Source organism: Novosphingobium sp. ZW T3_23 (assembly GCF_044987305.1).
Taxonomy (GTDB): Bacteria; Pseudomonadota; Alphaproteobacteria; order Sphingomonadales; family Sphingomonadaceae; genus Novosphingobium.
On the sequence record NZ_JBJDRF010000074.1, the window covers coordinates 1 to 21,097 of the forward strand.

The 21,097-nt window shown below is 62.5% G+C and carries 16 protein-coding genes and 5 pseudogenes; 7 read left to right on the forward strand and 14 right to left on the reverse strand.

Features of this window, described 5'->3' with window-relative positions:
* Nucleotides 1-127: pseudogene (locus ACI3K3_RS23150) on the forward strand (IS5/IS1182 family transposase); the annotation flags it as partial.
* A gap of 127 nt (nucleotides 128-254) precedes the next feature.
* Here the strand turns inward: ACI3K3_RS23150 and ACI3K3_RS23155 are convergent.
* From ACI3K3_RS23155 to ACI3K3_RS23180, 6 genes and pseudogenes are all read right to left on the reverse strand, one after another.
* Nucleotides 255-431, reverse strand: a complete 177-nt coding sequence (locus ACI3K3_RS23155) for a hypothetical protein (protein WP_404918062.1) — start codon at nucleotides 429-431, stop codon at nucleotides 255-257.
* A 369-nt stretch (nucleotides 432-800) separates the two neighbouring features.
* Nucleotides 801-1,724 carry a nucleotidyl transferase AbiEii/AbiGii toxin family protein gene (locus ACI3K3_RS23160; RefSeq protein WP_404918064.1) on the reverse strand — a complete coding sequence of 308 codons (924 nt, stop codon included), beginning with the start codon at nucleotides 1,722-1,724 and terminating at the stop codon, nucleotides 801-803.
* Nucleotides 1,711-2,541 (reverse strand): type IV toxin-antitoxin system AbiEi family antitoxin domain-containing protein, encoded by an 831-nt coding sequence (locus tag ACI3K3_RS23165; protein WP_404918066.1) that lies wholly within the window; start codon nucleotides 2,539-2,541, stop codon nucleotides 1,711-1,713. Before ACI3K3_RS23165 ends, ACI3K3_RS23160 begins: the two co-directional genes overlap by 14 nt.
* A gap of 268 nt (nucleotides 2,542-2,809) precedes the next feature.
* Nucleotides 2,810-3,700: pseudogene (locus tag ACI3K3_RS23170) on the reverse strand (IS256 family transposase); the annotation flags it as partial.
* Between the two features lie 293 nt (nucleotides 3,701-3,993).
* The gene (locus ACI3K3_RS23175; RefSeq protein WP_404918068.1) at nucleotides 3,994-5,157 is read right to left on the reverse strand and encodes an IS110 family transposase; all 1,164 of its coding nucleotides are present in this window, start codon (nucleotides 5,155-5,157) and stop codon (nucleotides 3,994-3,996) included.
* A 78-nt stretch (nucleotides 5,158-5,235) separates the two neighbouring features.
* Nucleotides 5,236-5,547, reverse strand: a pseudogene (locus ACI3K3_RS23180) (transposase); the annotation flags it as partial.
* 822 nt (nucleotides 5,548-6,369) lie between these two features.
* Here ACI3K3_RS23180 and ACI3K3_RS23185 point away from each other — a divergent pair.
* On the forward strand, nucleotides 6,370-6,807 hold the full coding sequence (locus ACI3K3_RS23185; protein WP_404918070.1) for a MarR family transcriptional regulator: 438 nt from the start codon (nucleotides 6,370-6,372) through the stop codon (nucleotides 6,805-6,807).
* Between the two features lie 59 nt (nucleotides 6,808-6,866).
* Complete coding sequence (locus ACI3K3_RS23190; RefSeq protein ID WP_404918072.1) at nucleotides 6,867-7,055, forward strand: hypothetical protein; 189 nt, start codon at nucleotides 6,867-6,869, stop codon at nucleotides 7,053-7,055.
* A 130-nt stretch (nucleotides 7,056-7,185) separates the two neighbouring features.
* Here the strand turns inward: ACI3K3_RS23190 and ACI3K3_RS23195 are convergent, their stop codons facing one another.
* From ACI3K3_RS23195 to ACI3K3_RS23220, 6 genes are all read right to left on the reverse strand, one after another.
* The gene (locus ACI3K3_RS23195) at nucleotides 7,186-8,073 is read right to left on the reverse strand and encodes a 3'-5' exonuclease (protein WP_404918074.1); all 888 of its coding nucleotides are present in this window, start codon (nucleotides 8,071-8,073) and stop codon (nucleotides 7,186-7,188) included.
* A gap of 875 nt (nucleotides 8,074-8,948) precedes the next feature.
* Nucleotides 8,949-9,581: an SOS response-associated peptidase family protein gene (locus ACI3K3_RS23200; protein ID WP_404918076.1), complete on the reverse strand. Its 633-nt coding sequence runs from the start codon at nucleotides 9,579-9,581 to the stop codon at nucleotides 8,949-8,951.
* Between the two features lie 105 nt (nucleotides 9,582-9,686).
* Nucleotides 9,687-9,974: a hypothetical protein gene (locus ACI3K3_RS23205; protein WP_404918078.1), complete on the reverse strand. Its 288-nt coding sequence runs from the start codon at nucleotides 9,972-9,974 to the stop codon at nucleotides 9,687-9,689.
* Nucleotides 9,975-9,977: 3 nt separating this feature from the next.
* On the reverse strand, nucleotides 9,978-13,241 hold the full coding sequence (locus ACI3K3_RS23210) for an error-prone DNA polymerase (RefSeq protein ID WP_404918080.1): 3,264 nt from the start codon (nucleotides 13,239-13,241) through the stop codon (nucleotides 9,978-9,980).
* Complete coding sequence (locus ACI3K3_RS23215) at nucleotides 13,238-15,046, reverse strand: Y-family DNA polymerase (RefSeq protein WP_404918082.1); 1,809 nt, start codon at nucleotides 15,044-15,046, stop codon at nucleotides 13,238-13,240. Before ACI3K3_RS23215 ends, ACI3K3_RS23210 begins: the two co-directional genes overlap by 4 nt.
* The gene (locus ACI3K3_RS23220) at nucleotides 14,961-15,722 is read right to left on the reverse strand and encodes an ImuA family protein (RefSeq protein WP_404918084.1); all 762 of its coding nucleotides are present in this window, start codon (nucleotides 15,720-15,722) and stop codon (nucleotides 14,961-14,963) included. Before ACI3K3_RS23220 ends, ACI3K3_RS23215 begins: the two co-directional genes overlap by 86 nt.
* 203 nt (nucleotides 15,723-15,925) lie before the next feature.
* Between ACI3K3_RS23220 and dinB the strand changes: the two genes are divergently transcribed.
* The 3 genes from dinB (at nucleotide 15,926) to ACI3K3_RS23235 (ending at nucleotide 18,501) form a co-directional block, all read left to right on the forward strand.
* The gene (gene dinB / locus ACI3K3_RS23225; protein WP_404918086.1) at nucleotides 15,926-17,020 is read left to right on the forward strand and encodes a DNA polymerase IV; all 1,095 of its coding nucleotides are present in this window, start codon (nucleotides 15,926-15,928) and stop codon (nucleotides 17,018-17,020) included.
* The gene (locus ACI3K3_RS23230) at nucleotides 17,020-17,610 is read left to right on the forward strand and encodes an alpha-ketoglutarate-dependent dioxygenase AlkB (protein WP_404918088.1); all 591 of its coding nucleotides are present in this window, start codon (nucleotides 17,020-17,022) and stop codon (nucleotides 17,608-17,610) included. The genes dinB and ACI3K3_RS23230 overlap by 1 nt, the downstream gene beginning before the upstream one ends.
* A gap of 339 nt (nucleotides 17,611-17,949) precedes the next feature.
* Entirely contained in the window at nucleotides 17,950-18,501 is a 552-nt protein-coding gene (locus ACI3K3_RS23235; RefSeq protein ID WP_404918090.1) for an opacity protein, read from the forward strand.
* A gap of 228 nt (nucleotides 18,502-18,729) precedes the next feature.
* Here ACI3K3_RS23235 and ACI3K3_RS23240 read toward each other — a convergent pair whose 3' ends face one another.
* Both ACI3K3_RS23240 and ACI3K3_RS23245 read right to left on the reverse strand, forming a co-directional pair.
* Nucleotides 18,730-19,731 carry a sensor histidine kinase gene (locus ACI3K3_RS23240; protein ID WP_404918092.1) on the reverse strand — a complete coding sequence of 334 codons (1,002 nt, stop codon included), beginning with the start codon at nucleotides 19,729-19,731 and terminating at the stop codon, nucleotides 18,730-18,732.
* A pseudogene (locus ACI3K3_RS23245) lies at nucleotides 19,731-20,582 on the reverse strand (response regulator); the annotation flags it as partial. The pseudogene ACI3K3_RS23245 and the gene ACI3K3_RS23240, both read right to left, overlap by 1 nt.
* 226 nt (nucleotides 20,583-20,808) lie before the next feature.
* On the opposite strand from ACI3K3_RS23245, the pseudogene ACI3K3_RS23250 reads away from it, so the two are divergent.
* Nucleotides 20,809-21,097: pseudogene (locus tag ACI3K3_RS23250) on the forward strand (IS21 family transposase); the annotation flags it as partial.

Genomic DNA, 21,097 nt, shown 5'->3' on the forward strand with positions numbered 1-21,097 from the left:
CTTCAGCAAACTCAAGCAGTTTCGAGCCGTAGCTACCCGCTACGACAAACGCGACGACAACTTCCTTGCCTCAGTCCAACTCGCATCCATCCGCATCTGGTTGCGGCATAATGAGTCGGTGGCCTAGAACGATAAGCTTCGCAGGGTGTAATTCCGGTGTGGTCTCGCGGCAGCGTTGCGATGGTGTCTGCCCTCCCCGGCGCCATCGCGCAGAGGTCGCCCCTTCTGCGAGGTGCGGCCCTTTTCGCTTTGCCTTACAGAATCGCAATGCTCGCGAGAATCATGCAGAACCCGATCACCGCCATTCCGCGACGTAAAGGGCGACTGGCGATCTCATCTGCCAGAATGCTGGCGCCAACCATGGTAAGCCCGATAACGAGAGCCGCCATAAGTGCATGCAGATGATCGAACTCCATATAGAAGCCCTTCACCGGTTTCTAGGAGATAGCTGGTAGGACTACTCGTGGATTTGCTCCATAACATACATCAATGCATTAAGGGTTGCCGGAGCGTGTGGCTCGAGCAACGATTATGCTGAGGGGAAGCGGCGTTCGGCGCCGTCTTCGATCGCGTTACCGACCCATTTCGGACCCTCAGCGCCGGATTTCGACGCCTAAGTCCGAACCAGCAGCTATCCCGGCAGGTGTCGACCAGACCTGGCAGTTCCTCGCCCCGCGTCAGATATGGCCGCTCTTGTGCCTAAAGTAGCGCAAGGCTCTGATTTTGATCCTCCGCGTGTCTGACGACCAGTTTGGCCGCGGGAGAGGTCTGCGAGGCTCCTGTCTGGTAAGGGCGATAGTTCATCCGTCAGATGCGAATACAGCCTCAAGGCGCTCGATGAGACCTGCCCTTCGCTCGGCGGGAAGCTTGGCAAGGTTCTGCTGCCTCCACCTTACGGCGGGCAGATCGGCGGCTCCAGGCAGACCAAGCAGATCCCAATCCGGCTCACCGCGCTTGAAGCCAAGCAGGAACCGGCGATGCTCGGCGGGCATGTCCGTGACCATGAGCCCCACCAGCCTTTCGCGCGCCTCGATCAGCTCACCCAGCGGCACAGGCTCCCGGGTCATGCCCTCGAACCCGCGCGCGAACTCCTCCTCGAGGTCTTTTCGCGTTGGCGCAAGGATGTCCGCCATCGGCCGGTTGTGGCTCAGGATGTAAACGACGAACGCCCCGCGAAGCTCGTCACTGATACCTTCGTTGGCCAGCAAATCCCGCACATCGAAGAGGTCGCGTGGATGCTGGCGGTCGAGTGCGGCGACGATCTTGCCTGCATAGAGATCGGCGAACGAGACCACGGTGATCCGCGCATAACCAAACGTGTCTTCGACGAGCGCCGAGACGTCCGTCTCGACAGGCTCGTAGACGGCCCCGCGCAGCACCGGTGTCACCTCGATCTTGATCTGCGTGGTGCCATCGCGAACGACCAGCCTTGTGACGATGCCTTCCTTCTGGAGCCGACTTCGCGCCACATGGATCCCGCGAATGCCAGCTTCGATCCGTTGCGCGATACTTTCCATGCCGGCGTCAATGGCGGCCAGCGAGACCGTGCGGTCCGCCACGGGGAGGTAGGTCAGGTCGATATCGACCGACAGGCGCGGCATGTCCCTTACGAATAGATTGATCGCGGTGCCCCCCTTGAGGGCGAAGTCGGGTTCGGCAGCCACGAAAGGGATCGTGCGCAACAGCAGCGCTACCTGATTGTGGTAGTCTTCAAGAAAGGCCATCGAGCTCTTCCGGAACAGTGATGAGGTAAGTGGGATCTAGCTTGCCGCCCTTCACGAGCACGCGCTTGCCGGTACCAAGGTCCACGGCCGAGCGGTCCAGCCGCTCAAGCCAGGCATGGCGATGGCGGTCGGCGAAGTAGAAGAACAGTCGCTTCACCTTGATGCTGGTGCAGGATGCCAGCTGAACCTGCAGGCTGCGGGGACTGAGGTTCGCCAGGCCCTCCATCAGCATGTCGACCTGGTGGAAGGTTTCGCGGCCTGGCAGCTCGTCGAGAAGCTGGAACAGGGCCCGTTCGGCGCTGGCCAGGCGCAGGCCCCATTTGGCGGTTCCGCCGCTGATCAGAAAACCGCCCGGCAGGAAGTGAAGCGGCTCATCGCTCGCACTGCTCTGTGTGTCATCGAATCGCGTGACGACCGGATCATCAGGAAACAGTCGCCGGCTGTTGTGCCAGACAAACTCTACCTCAAGGGGCAAGGCAGCAAGCCAGCCGGGCGGCCTTTGCGCGCCATAGAGGTGAACCTCCCTGCGCCGCCCCAGATAGTGGCCATACCCCAGTTCCTCCAGCGCGCTTCGCCCGCCCACGGTCACGTCGCTCTCGAGGAAGGTCTGGAGGGATATGATGGCCTCACGCCAGCCGAGCGGGCTGTTTCCGCGGCGATATACGCGCGGAGCCGGCTGATTGAGCCATCCCGCCTTGACGTACTGGCTGCGAAGCGAGGAGGAGTAGCCGCGACGCTCCAGCCAGGCCGCATCAACAAGTGCGCCATCCGGCAGCTGCTGAAGCTGGTTCAGCTTTCCTCGGTTTCCGGTAGCCATACTAAGCCTTATAGCGCTAATTCAAACCAAAAGGAAGTTTGGAACTTTCTGTAAAACCGTAGCATGACTTAGCATAGTGACGCCGCTTCAAACCCGGAGTTCGAAAGAAATGCGCCTTTGCAGGTACCACCAGCAGCCCTGCAGCGATAACACCCAGCAATCGATGACCGCGAGGTTGTCGTTCCCTCAAACGCGACCTAGGATCGTGTCCCGAGAGGTGGTGTAGCTTTTCTGGACCACCTTGCTTTTCGGCATCAGCCTGAGCCGATCATGAGCCGGGTACTGCCGACAGCATGACAATAGGATTGTCGCTGAGCGGGGCCATCGTTTCAAGCGTCATGTACCGCGCGCGCTGGACGGCCCATTCGTCGGACTGTTCCATGAGGATGGCTCCGACTAGGCGGGTGATGGCGGCTTCGTTCGGGAAGATGCCGACGACCTCGGTCCGCCGTTTGATTTCGCCATTCAGGCGCTCGATGGGATTGGTCGAGTGCAACTTGGCGCGGTGTTCTCGGGGGAAAGGCATGTAGGCCAACACATCGGGCTCAGCGTCGTCCATCAGCGTGGCCAGCTTGGGCAGTTTGGGCCGCACTTGGTCGGCGATCGAGCGCCACTGCTGGCTCGCAGCTTCTGGAGTTTCCTGGGCGAAGGCGGTGGCGATGAACGCGGAGACGACGCGCCTGCCGCTCTTGCCGGCATGGGCGAGTGCATTGCGCATGAAGTGGACGCGGCAGCGCTGCCAGGTCGCGCACAGCAGCTTGGAGACCGCCGCCTTAATGCCTTCGTGCGCATCGGAGATGACCAGCTTAACACCGCGCAGTCCTCGGCGCGTCAGTTTGCGCAGGAAGGCGGTCCAGAACGGCTCGGCCTCGGAAGGACCGATATCCATGCCTAGCACCTCGCGCCGGCCATCGCTGTTGACGCCCACCGCGACGATCACCGCCACCGAGATGATACGCCCGTTCTGCCGCACTTTCACGTAGGTGGCGTCGATCCATAGGTACGGCCAGTCGCCTTCGATTGGGCGCTCGAGGAAGGCACCGACCTTCTCGTCGAGTTCCTCGCACAGTCGGCTGACCTGGCTCTTCGAGATCCCATCCATACCCAGCGCCTTTACCAGGTCATCTACCGAGCGGGTGGAAATGCCCTGGATATACGCTCACATGACGAGGACGTCGGTCAAGGTTTAATGTCGTGACAGCATTGGCCGTCTCCTTGGCAATCGGATCCAGGCTTTGCCCGTTGTATGACGCGGACCGACGGATCGATCCATATCCAGCTCACATGCGGTCGCCGTCCGGAACGGCTGCACCATTATCCCGCTTACGGCGGGACGGGCTGAGGTAAGCGAGACCAGTCTTCCTGGCGGCGGTGAACGCCAACTTATATCTCGGTTCGCTTCCTGGATCCGCGGAGCTGATCAGGCTCCAGGGATTGGTGTAGGGTGTTGCGTCAGGCGGCCTTCACTATGGCTCCCTCGATCACCACGCCCGCAGTTGCATATTTCCACAAGGCGACGAGGAGCTTGCGGGCGAGTGCTACAATCGTCGGCTTTTTGAGACGGCCGCCGTTGTGTTGCACGCGTTCATGGAACCAGCGCGCAAGCGCGGAGTCCGGCTGGTATCGCAACCAGAGCCAAGACAACTCGACCATGGTCGATCGCAGCCGAGCATTCCCGGCCTTGGAGACGCCCTGCTCGCGTCGGATTGATCCGCTCTGCCATGGTGTGGGCGCCAAGCCAGCATAGGCAGCAAGCTGTCGTCGATTGTCAAAATGCCGGAATAGACCTTCCGAACACAGAACGGCGGCGAACTCCGGTCCGATGCCCTTGACGTGCATGAGCATCGTGACCGGAGTGTCGGTTGCTTCCTCTTTGATCAAAGCATCGCGTTCCACCTCGACGGCTTTGATCTGTTGCATGATCAGCTCGAGGCGATCGAGTTCGCGGTGAATCTGCCCTTCGACATGCCGAGCGAGGGGCCGGCCATCGCCCGTTTGCATATCCTTGAGCCGATCGCGTCGATCGCGACGCATCGGCTCGTAACCCGTGATGCCTTGCGTAAAGAGCAGACCTTTGATCCGATTGACGTGGCAGGTGCGCTCGTTGATCAGAACCTTGCGCTCACGACAGACGCGGCGCCGGTCCTCCTCTTCCACACTCGGCGGCCGAACCATCGCGCACACCCGTGGTTCGCCTCTCTTATACGCGAGCAAGGCGCGCACCAGCGCTTCGCCGTCGATCTTGTCGGTCTTCGCTCTCCGCCGTCGCCGTGACGTCGCGATTGATGCGGGATCGACGACATGGCTTTCGATGCCCTCCCGTTCGAGTACGCGGTGAATCCAGAATCCGTCGAGACCGGCCTCTTGGATGACGATTACGCCAAAATCCTGGCCAGTCCTCTGGGCCGCCTTCGTGCGAAGCTGCGTGAACCGGTCCATCAGGCCGGCGATGTCGCCAGCGCGCACGACATGTTTCGACATCCGCTCGCCAGCACCTGGTGACAGCGACGTGATTAGCCACGTCGATTTACTCAGTTCCATCGAAACGAAGATGGCGCCAAGATCAATACGGATAGCGGCCGGCGCATGGGGTCGATCAGTTGTAGCTGCAAGCATGGTTGCCTCCACGGAGTTAGGGTCAGCAACCGCACTCTGCCAGAGCGCCAGCCGCTATCCACCTCTCGCCATGGGATCTTCCTGGATTACCGCGGTCAGCGCCCGCTCGGCCATGCGGCGGGGTTCGAGGAAGCCGGGGAAGTAGCTTCCCTTCCTGAGCTTGGGGATGCGCAGTTCGACCGTCCCGGCTCGCGTCTGCCAGTCGCGCTCGCGGTAGCCGTTGCGCTGGACCAGCCTCGCCGCAGATTTCTCGCCATGGCCGGCTCCGGTCAGGTTGCCGACTTCCATCTCCATCAGCCGCTCGGCGGCAAAAGAGATCATCTCGCGCAGAATATCTGCATCCGGGGTCTTCTCTACCAGAGAGCGCAAGTGCATCATCGGATCGGTCATCGTGATTCCTTCCGTCAGGTTTGAGCTTCGCAACCCAAACCTACCCGAAAATCACGGTGACCACCTCAGCCTTCAGCTACACCACGTCCGGGGACACGACCCGACCTAGGCGTATCTGGAGCGATGCGCACCTACCGGTCCTTGAAATCGAAAACCCTGCCCTTTCGTCTTTCGGACGCAAGAAGCATCTCCAAGCGCAGGAACGGATCTAACTTCGAGCGCTAGGACGTAACACCGTAGCTCCCCGGAACATACCGAGGCTCGGGTATTGGCATGCCGCGTTCAGTCGCGGTTGCCAGCCAACCATCGATCCCGTGGCATACCCTTACGAAAGCCTCGCTCGACGTCGCGCCATGGGCAGAGCACGGTTTGAGATCCGGCACCTCGGCGATCCAGCCAGCGTCCTCATCGGACCAGAACAAATTGATGTGATATCGTGGTTCAGTCATTCCGCTTTGCTAAACAGCTCATGTTGAGCCTGCGAGAGGGAGAACGATCCACCTCCTGTCGATTTGCTTCATTTTGGAGTCATCGACAGTCCGAACGTCGCTAACTCACCCTCTGCGGATCAGCGAAACTCGACTGAACAAATGAACTTGCGAGTAACCGCCTTACAGTTTCCTTACCGTCGGGTTAATTTTCTGTAGCAGTAGCGCCGTTGCTGCGAAATTCTATTGCCTAAACAAGAGCATTCATCGTTTATCGCCGCGTTGCACAATAGGGGGTGTTATGCCGAGTCTAATGCAAGCGGTGGCGAGCGATCGTGCCACACCGCATTCTTCACGCGCGTCGATTTTGGCCAAAGAGCAGAACTTGCGAAGGTTGAGCAAGCAGCTTGCCTTCTTGCTCTTTGAGTTTGAAACCTTGGTTCGCCCAAGCTCAACGCCGGAAACTATAGAAGACGAATTCCAGATGAGGCTAGCGAGACAATCTTTGGCTGAGCGGGCGATCTGGCTGTACAAACAGCGCAGAGTGCGAGCCAAGCATTTCGAGGCTGAACTTTTCGGCGAGCCTGCCTGGGACCTGTTGCTGGATCTCTTCGTCTCGGAATGCCAGGGCCGCGACATCCAGGTGAGCTCTGCATGCATCGCATCGGCAGTTCCTGCTACCACCGCTTTGCGCTGGATAACGATCCTCGAACAGGGCGGGCTTTTGGAGCGCTTCGACGATCCACGGGACCGGCGCCGGTCCATGGTGAGACTTACCGACGCAGGCCGGTCAGCCATGATAAATTACTTAACGGGAATTCTGGAGAAGTAATCACGTTCGCAAGAGCCGCTTTGTGTGCTATTCCCGGCCACAAAGAGAAAGGCAAGAAAATGGTCGCACAAAAAATACCCATTCTTGAAGCCCGCGAGGTCGAAGAACTGTTGAAGGAGGCTTTGACGCTGTTGGACAGCCGCGGACAGATGATCATCGGTGCGCACGTTCAGATGGCGCTCAACCTCCTTCAGGAATCCATGGATGTCGATGAAATCGTAGACGGCTCCGAACACCACGCGCGCTGACGAAGAGGGGCGCGTGAGGCTCGGTTCTGCCTCTCTCAAGGTCCCGCGAAACGTCGCCGCGATCTTCGTTCCCCACGCCCACTTCGTCGCGGGCGCCGTACTGGCGCGCCGCCTGCCATTATAGCTACGCTCAGTAGGTGCTTCGCGAATACCGCTCGCAGGCGCTGACCGGGATCATCGCCGCCTCGCCATATTCCGGGTAAACTTCACGGGCGAGCCAATCGGTTTCAGCTTTACAATCACCCTCGGGGATTTCCCGCGACCAGACGCGCAAATCAGCATTCCATCTGTAGCCCCTCGCCTTCAGTCGATCCTTTGCTTCAAACGGAGCATCTACGGCGTTGACCTTGAAACTTGGACGCTCCGAACACTCGACGAGCTTGCTCAGGATATTGCCGCCGCCGGGCAATTGGTGAGCAAGCAGATGTATCAGTGCCAGGATATCGTTCTCTGCGCGGTGGCCTTCGTAAAACCACCCGCATTGAGCAAGCAGATGGCTCAGCGCCCTGCCATCGAACCCAAGCTCGAGCCAGTCGGGCTCGGAAAGTGTGCAGGCCCAGGCCTTGCCCGCGGTCGCCGGAAGCCGCCGATCGACGAAAGGACGATCGAACGCTGCGTTATGGGCAATGATCAGATCAGCCGAACCTAGAATGCTCGCGGCAAGCGGATCATCGATGACCTGGCCGGCAAGAACCTCGTCCGTGAGACCGGTGAGCATGACGATCCGCGGATCGAGCGTTACTCCCGGATCTTCGCGCCAGACCCGCGGCTGCCCTACCTCGACGATCCGCCCTTCGGCATCGAAGCGAAACCGCTGGATAGCGAGTTCGATGATTTTGTCGTTGTCGTGATCGAGCCCGGTGGTCTCCACGTCGAGGGCTACCCCGACGCGGGTCTCGATGCCAGGCTCGCGCGGATGGAACCCGGACACGGGTTTTATCTTCCGCAGAACCCGAAATTCGGGACTGGCGGCAAGGCGCTCTAGCGCAAGATGGTGGTCATCGAACGGCGCGGACATGACCGCCTCCATACCATCGGCCGATCACCGGACAAGTTCGGGGTCGCGGAAGATGGGTGACGAAGCATGATCGTGAATTGGCCGGGCGACCCACGTCGCTTGCCGGCTGTTCACTTGCCGGCGTGAGAGCCGAACGGCATCAGCGCTCCAAGGGGACATCATCATGAACATGCTACGATGGGTTTTCGCATTGCTGCTTCTGATTACGTTCATGAGCCCCGAGGAATCTGGGTTGATCACCCTCCTCTGTCTGTTCTGCTACCGTTGCTGGGAGCGCCTGAGCTCGAACGACATCGCTGCGGTGAATGATTAAACATCTGAAATGTGGCTAACATTTCCTGACAGAAAGCCTGTACGGCAATTGACCGGTACCTCGCCGCACCGCTAGCGCCCCGCTCGATCGCAAGATCAGGGGGGATTTTAGATTGAAATCGATACTCACGATTGCCGCGAGCCTCGCGGCCTGCATAGCCGCGCCAGCGGCAGCACGAGACAGCGACAGCCAGATCAAAAGCCAGATCGTCCGGGAGTCGATCGCGTCGTATCCCGGAAACTGCCCCTGTCCTTACAACAGCGCCAGAAATGGCAGCCGATGCGGAGGCCGCAGCGCCTACAACCGCGCAGGCGGCTATGCTCCTTTGTGCTATCCTTCGGACGTCGGCGAAGCTGACGTTGAGGCCTATCGGCGCCGAACGGGCCGCTGATCGGCTCGCTGCGGTGTCGCCCCGTGGACGGCGACCGTCCACGGGGCTGCTGCATGCCGGCAACTATGAAATCCCGGCATAACGCTTCAGGCTTTTCGATCTTTTTCAAGAAATGTCGTCTCGATTTCGCGGGTTCAACCCGGTCGAGTTAGCGTCCAAAGAAACGCCATATCACCGCTCGCTGCGCCTTGTCGGAAACACGGGCCCACGAACATCCATCCGCGCCGCGTCATATGGTTTTTGAAGCGCCACGATTTCAGCGTAGGATCCTCTTAGCCAGGCATCGACATCATCGGGATGTAGGATCGTGATCATCGCCTTGGGGTGAATCGGTTCGACCAGCGCATTGGCATTGCAGGTCACCATGGCAAAGCCGCCCCCGATCTCCGTCCGCTGCCAGAACCCCGCCACCGCGAACACCGGCTGATCGTTCACGGAAAACCACATCTCGCCTTTCAGAGGCGGCTTACCGTCGCCAAGATCATGCTTGTCCGGCGTGAACTCACAGAACTCGGTAAGCGGCACGATGCAGCGGTTGCTCAGCTCGGCGGCAAGCCGCTGCCATTGCGGCAAGCCGAGGTTTCGCACGTTGGTCATCGGCCATCCGCCTTTTCCGCCCAGGACGTCCCAGGTCATCACGTCCCACCCCCTGACGCCGTCCTGCTCGCGCACTACGTAGGCCCGCCCTTTGGGTCGCAGCTCTTGCGGATCGAAGCGGTTGTCGCGCGGCCTTTCATCGAAAAGCTCGGCTATCGATCCCCACAGCGTCTCCGGTTCTCCCTTGAAGCGGGCACGGTTGCACATGGCGGGTCTCCTGATCGATCACGGTGCGCTTGGGCACCTCGGCAAGCTAATACCTCATGCCTCTACCGGCAAACCGAGCCGCAAGAGAATTGCTCCCGATGGAGGCTAAGTCGCGCCGGTCTCATCAAAACGCCCGGCAAGCCTAAGCTGGCGCACGATCCCGTTGAAGGCCGCAGTCACGCCCTGCGCCCTGCCGATCTCGTTGTCCTGAGAGGCAGCATCCCAGTAAAGCTCGAGCGGCCAGCGCTCCCGGCAGTGCGGCAACAGGCATCTGAGGGCCAGGCGAACCTCGACGGTATCGACCCGCCCGTCGCCGCACCGGGTAACACCGCCGCGCAGGATATGCACCGAGAGCGCGATGATCACGCGCTGGTGTTTGGGAAGCGTGGCCACCTGTCAGTGAAAATCGTGCGACTTGAACCGCACAACCTCCTCGGGATCGCGGCCATCGGCATGCGGCGGCCAGTAGCTGTTCGCCGGCTTCGGGCTCCAGTCTTTGTCACCCCGGTCGGGGGCGCCGCCGTGGCGGGCGCCGTCACCCCGGCCGGTGCGGTGCGGGAAGGACATCTCGCCGACGCAGTGCAGGAGGTCGCCATGATCGATGATCCTCTCGCAGATGACGTGGATCACCTCGCCTTCCTTCTGGACCTGACCCTTGAGGCCCACCATCGAGGCCGACATCACCGTGCGGCGCTGCGCTTCGAAGCGATCGGGCCAGAGGATGCCGTTGGCGATGCCCGTCTCGTCCTCGATGGTGATGAACAGCACGCCCTTGGCGGAGCCCGGCTTCTGGCGCACCAGGATGATCCCGGCAACCTCGACCTTGCGCCCATCACGGATGCGGGCGAGGTCCGCGCAGCGGGTGACGCCGCGCCGCGCGAGTTCACCGCGCACGAAGGTCAGCGGGTGCGCGCGCAGCGACAGCTGGAGCGAGCGATAGTCCTCGATGACCTCGCGTCCATCGGTAAGCGGCCGCAGTGCGACCACCGGCTCTTGCGCCTCGGCGCTGATCGCCTGCGCGGCGCGGTCCGCAGCGGCGAACAGCGGCAAGGGCGCTTCGCTAAGCCCCCTTGCCTTCCACAGGCCCTGGCGGCGATCGGCGCCGAAACCGTGGAATGCATCGGCATCGACCAGCTTCTCGATCGCGGCGCGCGGTACGCCCGAGCGCCGCCACAGGTCATCCACGGACTCGAACGGAATCATGCCCCGCGCCGCGACGATCGCCGCGCCGTCGGCATTCGAGAGCCCGCGCACCTGCCGCAGGCCAAGCCGCACGGCATGATACGGCCCTTGTGCGGGCTCGAGAGAACAGTCCCACCGGCTCGCGTTGACGCAGACGGGGCGTACCTCCACGCCGTGCTGCCGCGCATCGCCGACGATCTGGGCCGGGGCGTAGAACCCCATGGGCTGCGCATTCATCAGCGCGGCGCAGAAGACGTCGGGATGATGATGCTTCATCCAGCTCGACGCATAGGAGATCTTGGCGAAGCTCGCCGCGTGGCTTTCGGGAAAACCGTAGGAGCCGAAGCCCTCGAGCTGACGGAACGTGCGCTCGGCAAAGTCGCGCGGATAGCCCCGACCAACCATCCCCTCGATCAGCTTCTCGGAAAAGTGGGATACGCCGCCCGTCATCTTGAAGGTCGCCATGGCACGCCGCAATTGATCGGCCTCGGCGGGCGTGAACCCGGCCCCGACGATGGCGACTTTCATCGCCTGCTCCTGGAACAGCGGCACGCCCAGCGTCTTTTCAAGGACCGCGCGCAGTTCCGGGCGGGGATACTCGGGCTTCTCCAACCCCTCGCGCCGGCGCAGATAGGGATGGACCATGTCTCCCTGGATCGGTCCCGGCCGCACGATCGCCACCTGGATGACGAGATCGTAGAACCGGCGCGGCTTCATGCGCGGCAGCATCGACATCTGCGCGCGGCTTTCGATCTGGAAGGTGCCGAGCGTATCGGCCTTCTGGATCATGGCATAGACGTCCGGATCGTCGCTCTGCAGATCGGCAAGGCCGAGGCGAATGCCCTTGGCTTCGCCGAGCAGAGTGAAGGCGCGGTTCATGCAGCCGAGCATGCCGAGGCCGAGGACATCCACCTTCATCATCTTCAAGGCATCGATGTCGTCCTTGTCCCACTCGATGATCTGGCGATCGGCCATGGCGGCAGGCTCGATCGGCACCAGCTCGTCGAGGCGGTCATGCGTGAGCACGAAACCGCCGGGATGCTGGCTGAACTGGCGCGGCACGCCGATCAGCTGGCGGGCAAGATCGAGGGTCAGGCGCAGCCGCCGATCCGACATGTCGAGATTGAGTTCCGCTGCCTGCTTCTCGCCGACGCCTTCGGCCGACCAACCCCACACCAGCCCTGCCAGCGAGGAGGTCAGGTCCTCAGGGAGCCCCATCGCCTTGCCGACATCGCGCACGGCGCCGCGCGCGCGAAAGCGGGTGACGACGGCGGTCAGCGCTGCACGGTCGCGGCCATAGGTCTCGAAGATCCACTGGATGATCTCCTCGCGCCGCTCGTGCTCGAAATCCACGTCGATGTCCGGCGGCTCGCGCCGCTCGCCAGATACGAAGCGCTCGAACAACAGCTCGTGCTTGATGGGATCGATCGAGGTGACGCCAAGGACGAAGCAGACGCAGGAGTTGGCGGCAGAGCCGCGCCCCTGGCACAGGATGCCCCGCCGCCGCGCCTCGCTGACGATCGAATGGACGGTCAGGAAATAGGGTGCGTAGTTCAAGTCGGCGATGAGCTTCAGCTCATGGGCGATCTGGTTCCGGTAATCCTGAGGCGGCGCGCCGCCGAACATGGCGGCAAGCGCTTCGTGGGCCATCTTCTCCAGCGCCTGCTGCGCGGTCAGCCCGTCGATCATCCGCTCCTCGGGATAGTGATAGGTGAGGTCACTAAGCGCGAAAGTGCAGGCCTCGGCAATCTCTACACTGGCACGCAGCGCGTCTGGGTAAGCGGCAAAGCGGCGGGCCATTTCTTCCGGCGACTTGAGCGCCCGGTCGGCGTTGACCTCACGGCGATAACCGAGTTCGTCGACCGTGCAGCCATGGCGGATCGCGGTGACCACGTCCTGGAGAAGCCGGGCATCCGGCGCATGGTAGAGCACATCGCCGGTGACGACAGCGCGCACCTCGGCTTCCGCCGCCTGGCGCGCGAGGGCCGCGATGCGCAGCGCGTCATCGGGCCGGCGGCGCTGGAACAGCGCCATGTAGCCGCGCTTGCCATAGACCTGGCGCAGGTCAATGAGCGCGGCGGCATTGTCACCATCGGCGTCGCCGGGAAGCAGGATGGCGATCACGCCTTCGGACCAGGCCGCAAGCTCGTGCCAGTGCAGCAGGCAGCCGCCCTTCCCGGCTCGGCGCTTGCCGATCGTGAGCAGGCGCGTGATCCGCGACCAGGCGGCCTTGTCGGTGGGATAGAGCAGCAGGCGGCGGCCACAGCTCAGATCGATCCGGGTGCCGGGTATCAGCCGCACACCGGTGACCTTCTGTGCTTCCCAGGCGCGCACGACGCCGGCCACGCTGCCGAGATCGGCAATGCCAAGTGCCCGGTAGCGAAGCATCGCCGCAGTTCCAAATAGTTCGTCCGGGCTCGAAGCGCCGCGCAGGAACGAGAAATGGGTGAGCACCTGGAGTTCGACGTAGGCTGTCATGCGAAAACGCCGTGCATCCACCAGGTCAGGTCGCCCGTATCGCTTGTCACTCCGTCGCCGCGGCGGAACACCCAGTACCGCCCGCCATGCTCGTCCTCGAGGCGGTAGTAGTCGCGCACCGCCCAGACTTCGGCATCGCGGCGCCACCACTCGCCGTGGATCCGTTCGGGCCCGTCACCCGCCACGATCCGGTGCGCGCGTCCCCGCCACTCGAAACGGCGCGGCGGCTGATCGGGCATCAGCGCCATCACGCCGTGCAACGGCTCGGGGCGTGCGAAGAGGCGCACCGGCCGCTGCCAAGACGGCCAGGTTCCGGGCGCCTCGATCGGGCTCGCCGCTCGCACCGCGCGCTCGGGAACATGGCTCTCGACCGGGGCGAACCGGTAGACGGCGCCCTGCCCGATCCGTCCCGCCACCACGTCAACCAGCCGGGCGGGATCGCGCACCGCCGCCTCGCCGGCAAGGATAGCGCCGAGGTTTTCGGCATCGAGCGCTTCTGTGTGCGGGGCCAGTAGCCGAAACTGCTCGAGGCCGAGGCCAGGATCGATGCGGTCGATCCTGAGCTTCAGCAGCCGCAGCAGATGCGCGGCCTCGCGGGTCGGACGCGAGGTGCCGATGGCGACCATCTGCTCACCCCCATCGATCCTCAGCGCAATCAGCCGCAGCGAGCGCGCGCCGAGCCCCTTGCCCTGCAGGAGCTCAGCCATGTCCTTCAAGAGATCCTGCATGACCTGTGCAATCGCCTCGGCGGTGCCGATCGGCTCGAGCAGGCGGCGCTCGACCATCGGGATCACGACATCCTCGCGCGGTGTGATCGGCTCCGCCTTGCCGCCCAGGGCCTGGTCGAGCCGGTCGATCGTCGCCATGCCGAGGCGGCGCGCGAGGGGAGCGCGCGCTACCGGGAGCAGATCGGCGATCGTCTCGAAGCCGAACTTGCGCGCGGCGGCCAGCGCGGCGTCTTCAAGCCGCAGCGCCGCCACCGGCAGCGGCGGCAGGGCCCGCAGGACGCTGCCGGGCGCTACGATGGCGATATCCTCGCTCCCGTAACGGGCAAGCGCGTGAGCCGCGCCCGGCGTATCGGCGATCGCGATCCGTGCGGTGAACCCGGCGCGGCGGCAGAAGGACTGAAGGCGGCGGCAGAAGCGCGCCTCGCCGCCATGGAGGTGCGCCGCGCCGGTCAGGTCCAGCCAGACACCGTCGGGCGGCGATACGGCGACGACTGGCGACCACCGGCGGATCCCGAACAGGGCGAGCCGATCGAGCAGCGCTGCGTCGGCGTCCGGCTCGGCGGGGCGGAAATCGAGATCGGAGACCAGCGCCCGGGCATGGGTCGCGGCCATCCCGACATGAATGCCGAGCGTCCTTGCCGCCGGGCAGGCAGCGACGATCTCGTCGCGGCGGCCGACTTTGCCGATGAGCGCCAGCGGAACCGCAGCAACCGCAGCGTCGGTGCGCACGGCGCGCGGCAGCGGCGATGCCGGACGCTTGAAGGGATGCTGCGCTGCTTCCGAACGGCGGCCAAGCTCCCGCATCGGCGGCTGCGCGTGCAAAGGAAGCGAAGCTATCTCGCGCTGCACCTCGGCAGGCGACCGTGCCTCCTCGGCAACCTCCCGCGGCATTTGCGCTCGTGCCCAGCGCGCACCCGGCCGCCACCCGCCGCCGCGCGGGACAGAGCAAGCGCCGGGGTTGTCGTCGACGGGAAGCTGGAGGACGCGGGGTTCAGGCCGCGGAGCGGCGAACCGGTCCTGCCGTCTCAGCCGCTCGATCGGCAGATAGGGCAGGAACAGCGAGACGACCCGTCTCATCGCATCCCTCCACGATCAGGGTAAAACCCTCGCCGCCGCGCTGGCGTGCAAGTTCGACAAGCCAGCGTGGCCGTCCGACGCCGGCCACGCCGAGGCGCTGGGAAGGCGCGCTGGCAATGCGCCACCGGGTCCAGGCCGCCGACGGGTCGCCAAGCGGATCCCGCTCGCGTGCGCGGTGGCGGCGCAGCAGCAACACTGGGATATCGGCTTCTGCCGCCGCCAGCTGGAGCCGGCGCGTCGCCACCATCGATACCTTGCCGGCCTCGGCAACAACAGCGGCCGGGGTGCCGTCGCGAACCGCGTCCTCGACCACGGCGAGCAGCGCCGCATCGTCGCGCGGCTGCGCATGAATGACATCGGCCGACGCCAGCCCCGCCTGTTCGAGGCCAGGCGCGTAGAGGTCATGGCGGCAGCTCACCCACAGGACCGGAGCGCCTGCAGCGCGTGCTTCGCGCGCTGCTATCCCGGCAAAAAACAAGGTGGCGGCAGCATCGTCGACAAGTGAGCAGGTGAGCGCGGCAGCTTCGTGCAGGGCCCCTGCCCGCAGTCCTCCCCCGCTCAATCGGCTGTCCAGGGCTTCGGCGGCGAACGGCATGGTGCGATACTGCACCAGCGGTGACGCCAGCGTGCGAAGCTGCTCGATCGTAAGCGGGGGCGGTGATGACAGCAGCTGCATGATGACTCGAAAGACTCGTGATGTTCGCTTTATGTTCCCACTCGGAACGGCGCAGGGTCAAGCCATTTGCGATGAAGGCCGGGGCCGCGCTCTGGGACAACCCTGTGGAAAGAGCTGTGCAGCGAGTGTGCGCAGCCATTACTCTGGACAGGCAAGCAATCCTTTTTGTTCGATATTTGTTCCGCCCGTGATATGGTCAGCGCATGGGCGATTCCGCGATCAGAAAAATCATCCACGTCGATATGGACGCGTTCTTCGCCTCGGTGGAGCAGCGCGACGATCCTACCTTGCGCGGACGTCCCGTTGCCGTCGGCCATGCGGCCGCGCGCGGCGTGGTTGCAGCAGCCAGCTACGAGGCGAGGAAGTTCGGGGTACGCTCCGCGCTGCCGTCGGTCACCGCACTGCGCCGCTGTCCCGAACTGGTGTTCGTACCGCCGCGCTTCGAAGTCTACCGGCAGGTCTCGCAGCAAATCCACGCCGTGTTTGCCCGCTACACCGACCTTATCCAGCCACTCTCGCTCGACGAGGCATATCTTGACGTAACGGCGGACAAATGCGGCCTCGAGACCGCCTGGCGAACGGCGAAGGCCATCCGCGCGGACATTCTGGAGGAAACCGGCCTCACCGCTTCAGCTGGTATCTCCTACAACAAGTTCCTCGCGAAACTCGCCTCGGATCATCGTAAGCCCAACGGACAATTTGCCGTGACCCCGGACATGGGCGGTGCCTGGGTCGAGACGCTCCCCGTCAGCCGGTTCCACGGCGTGGGACCGGTGACGGCCGACAAGATGAAGCGGCTTGGCATCGAGACCGGCGCGGACCTTCGTGCCAAGCCCATGGAATTCCTTGAACGTCATTTTGGCAGTTCGGCGGCATGGTATTATGCGATTGCCCGCGGCGAGGATCACCGGCCGGTCAACCCCAACCGGGTCCGCAAGTCTTCAGGATCCGAGACAACGTTCGACCGGGACCTGACGGATTCCGGTGAAATCGAGGCCGGCGTTTTGAAAATGGCCGAGGACGTATGGCGCTGGTGCGAGACCCGCCAGATCTTTGGCCGCACCGTCACCGTGAAGATCAAGTACGGCGACTTCAAGCAGATCACCCGCAGCCGCAGCCAGACAGAGCCGGTGATGACGCACGAGTTTCTGGTGCGCAGCGCGCTCGATCTCGCCCGCTCGGTCCTGCCGACCGCCAAGGGTATAAGATTGGTCGGCGTAACGGTGTCAAACCTGAGCGAGCCATCGCCTGCAGAGGATACTGCCCTGCCGATGTTCGAAACCGAACAGGCGGCATGATGCTCGACCTGTTCGGCGCCCCCGCGCTGCCCGGCCTTTCGACCGGGCTCGATCTCCTCAACGATGCCGAGGAACGCGAACTCATCAGCCGTATCGACGCATGCGACCTCGAGCCGTTCCGGTTCCAGGGCTGGACCGGCAAGCGCCTCACTGCCTCGTTCGGGTGGAACTACGATTTCGAGACGGGGCGGCAGCGTGAAGCGCCGCCCTTCCCTGGCTGGCTCATGTTGCTGCGTGACCGCGCCGCGAGCTTCGCCGCGCTCGATCCCGCACTGCTCGTCCAGGCCTTGCTGATCCGCTACGACGCCGGCGCGGGGATCGGGTGGCACCGCGATCGGCCGCTCTACGAGCATGTCGTCGGGATTTCGCTCGGCGAACCGGCCGCGATGCGCTTCAGGCAAAGGCGTGGGAATGGCTTTGCCCGGATCACCGTACCGCTGGCTCCCAGAGGTGCCTACCACCTGAGCGGACCCGCCCGACATGAGTGGGAACACAGCATCGCCGAGATGGCACGTCCGCGCTGGTCGATCACTTTTCGAAGTTTGGCGAAAACGTCCGCTAAAAACCAACCTGCCAACTGGCTAACCTAGAGCGACGGAACCACCTGCCACAGTTCACTGCCGCGGCGGCCGATAATGACACTCTCGCAATACTGTTCCCGCTAGGTTACGCACATCCAACCCAATCAGTCGTCACGCGGTTTACCCGATGCACCTAGCATTTGGTAACTTTTATTCTGACAAGCCCGCAAGACCTTCACAGTCGACGAAAGCCATAATCGGCCATCCAACATTGCCCGACAACCAAACCGCTGATGCAGAAATGACACGCTTGTGACAAAAGCCACAGACGCGAGAAACTGACTTCCGCGTTCGTCGTTCAAGCAATCGCACATCGACACAATCGTCGGATCGACTTTGGAGTTTTTCATGAAGAAGTATCTTCTTGCTCTCGCACTTACCGCAGCGTTGCCGACCGCAGCCTTCGCCCAGGAGGAGACCGCCCCTGACGGCAGTGAGGCCTTCGGTATTGAGCCTTACGTCGGCGTGCTTGGCGGGTACCACGAGTTTTCGCGTCAAAGCGAGTTCGGTTCGCCCCGCGGCGGACGGATGAACGGCGGCCTCGTGAGCGGTGTCGCGGGTGTCAATATTCCGCTTGGGCCAGCTTTCGTCGGCGTGGAAGGCAATGCGACCAAGGGCTTTGGCGACATCGACTGGGAGTACGGCGTCAAGGGCCGTATCGGTGGCCGGGCCGGAGAAAGCGGCCTGATCTACGCCTCGGCAGGCTACCAGTGGGTCAATGGCAAGCGCGCGTACGGAGATGAAAAGGACTGGATCTACGGCGTTGGCGTCGAAGTTGGTCCCAGGGACATCGGCCTTGGAGGTGTAACCGGAAACAGCGGCGTTCGCCTTCGCCTGTCTGCCGAGACCTACGACTTCGACAGCATTCGTCCGATGGCCGGTGTGATCTTCCACTTCTAATTCGATTAGCAGCGAAGGAACACTTTCACTGCTTTCGAATACTGCCTGGTACGTCGTCACATCCACCGAGTTGACGACGTACCAGGCATTACTTTGGTCTGCGCGATAACGCCAGTTATCGATAGGCCTGATGCCAAGGAAAGCCCCCCTTCAATCGATACCCAATCTACGATTGTACAGGACCGGGGCGAAGAAGCTGTTCAAGCTCGCCTGCCGAACAAAAACGCTTCAGTTCGCCAAGCGAGCACGGCTCATACGAACGGTAACGATGAGGCCAGCTGCATCCCACTCGTAGTTGATCGAACCGGCCAGCTGTATGCGAACGCTGCGTTGAACGAGTTTGCTGCCAAAACCATCTCCAACTTCTGGCGACCGCACGACCGGTCCTCCCCGCTCGAGCCAAGTGACGACAATGTCGTTGCCATCGTTAACGCTCGAGATATCGAGTGTCCCCTCCGGAACCGATAGCGCTCCATATTTCATGGAATTAGTCGCCAGCTCGTGAAATACCAAAGCGATGCCCGTGGCCGCTCCCTCACCAATCCCCATGCGCTCAACGGCTACACGAATCCTGCCCTTGAACGCCCCCAGATCATTATAGGGTGCGAGAAGCACAGTGAGCAAATCTCCCAGCAAAGCCGCTTTGCCTTGGCCGTCAGGAAGAGGCCGAACCAAATCATGCGCGCGGCCGAGCGCCGCCAGACGGTCGGTGAGCTCCGCAGCCATCTCTTCGATCGTTTTAGCGGAACGCGAGGATATGGCGGTCAGTCCGGCAGCGATCGACAGCAGATTTTTTACTCGATGACTCATCTCGCCGGCTAGGAGTTCATGCCCTTCCTCAGCCTGCTTGCGCCCCGTTACGTCGAGGAAAATGCCAAACATTGTGCGACCGACGATACCTTCATCATCCCCTTTTCCTCGCGCAGCAATCCAACGCACTTCCTCGCCGACCAATATCCGAAAATCCGTCTCATAAGATCCAAGAACGGCGCGTGTCGCAGCAAATCCCGCCCGAACTCGGTCACGGTCTTCCGGATGGATGTGTGCCGATAGCTCCTCAAACGAGACTGTTGGCTTAAGGGGCACTCCCCAAAGCTCATAGGCGAAATCGTCCATCTTGAGTTCATCGGTATCGACGTTCCAGGCCCACAGTGCCACGCCTGCCGCCATAACCGCGTGCCGAAGGTGTTCGGGTTTCCATTCATGGCCTTTTGGCATGCCGGAATCCATCACAGGCTCCCCCCTTGGTCGCGGCGCTGTTGAACAAGCTCGGTAATACGAGCTGCCATTGCGTCCATGGAAAAAGGTTTGGTTAGCACATGCATGCCCGGATCAAGATGGCCATGACTTAATCCGGCATTCTCTGCGTAGCCCGTAATGAACAAGACTTTGAGGTCAGGGCGGAGGTTCCGCGCCGCGTCGGCAACTTGGCGTCCGTTGAGGCCGCCCGGCAATCCAACATCAGTGATGAGAAGATCGACCCTTGCGTCCGATTCAAGAATCTCGAGACCCGCAGCGCCATCCGGCGCTTCGAGCGCCGCGTAACCCAGCCCCTCCAATATATCTGTTACCAGCATCCTTATGGTCGGTTCGTCATCAATGATCAGGACGGTTTCGCCGGCACGCGCCTGCGGCAAACGGGCCGTCTCCGTCGTTATCGTCTCAGCCGCTTCGGCATCTCCCACATGCCTTGGCAGGTAAAGACAGACCATCGCCCCTTGTCCGACTTCAGAATAAATCCGCGTCTGCCCGCCGGACTGGCGGGCGAAGCCGTAGATCATCGATAGCCCAAGACCCGTTCCCAACCCGATCGGCTTGGTGGTGAAAAAGGGATCGAACGCTTTCGAAATAGTCTCGGCCGTCATCCCGGTTCCCGTGTCCGAGACACACAATGAGACATACTGCCCAGGTTCCATGTCCCGCGCCGCCGCGGCGTGGGTATCGAGCCAGCGGTTGCCCGTCTCTATCGTGAGCGTCCCACCGTCCGGCATTGCGTCGCGCGCATTGATGCATAGATTTAGCAGTGCATTCTCGAGCTGGCTTGTATCGACCAGAACTGGCCACAGGCCTACGGTGCGGATTCCGGGGTCATCCCGGCCACCATTCCGATTTGATCCCGGCCGGGATTCCGAGATGATGCCGGCCACCATTCCGAGCAATTCCCGGCCACCCGGGAGGGAGTGAGAAGCCCGATCGTTGGGTCCATCCTATCGGCGCAGCAGCCGGAGGATGGAGATGCCGACGAGGAGGCCGAAGATGCGCCATGTGCGCGAAGTAATGAGAATGCATCGGGAGGCTTGTGTCCCGATGCGCGAGATCGCCCGACTGACTGGCCTTGCTCGTTCTACAGTGCGCGACATGATCGTGCGCTTCGATCGCTCGGGATTGGCGTGGCCGGTTCCGTCCGAGATCGGCGACATAGATCTGGAGGGACGCTTGTATGGCGCCTCCGGCGTCAAACCTGGCCGGCGCAAGCTTCCGGAGCCGGACTGGCCGGTGGTAGCGCGCGAGCTGAAGCGCAAACACGTGACGCTGCAGGTGCTCTGGGAGGAGTACCGCGCCGAGCATCCGGACGGATATCGCTATAGCCGGTTCT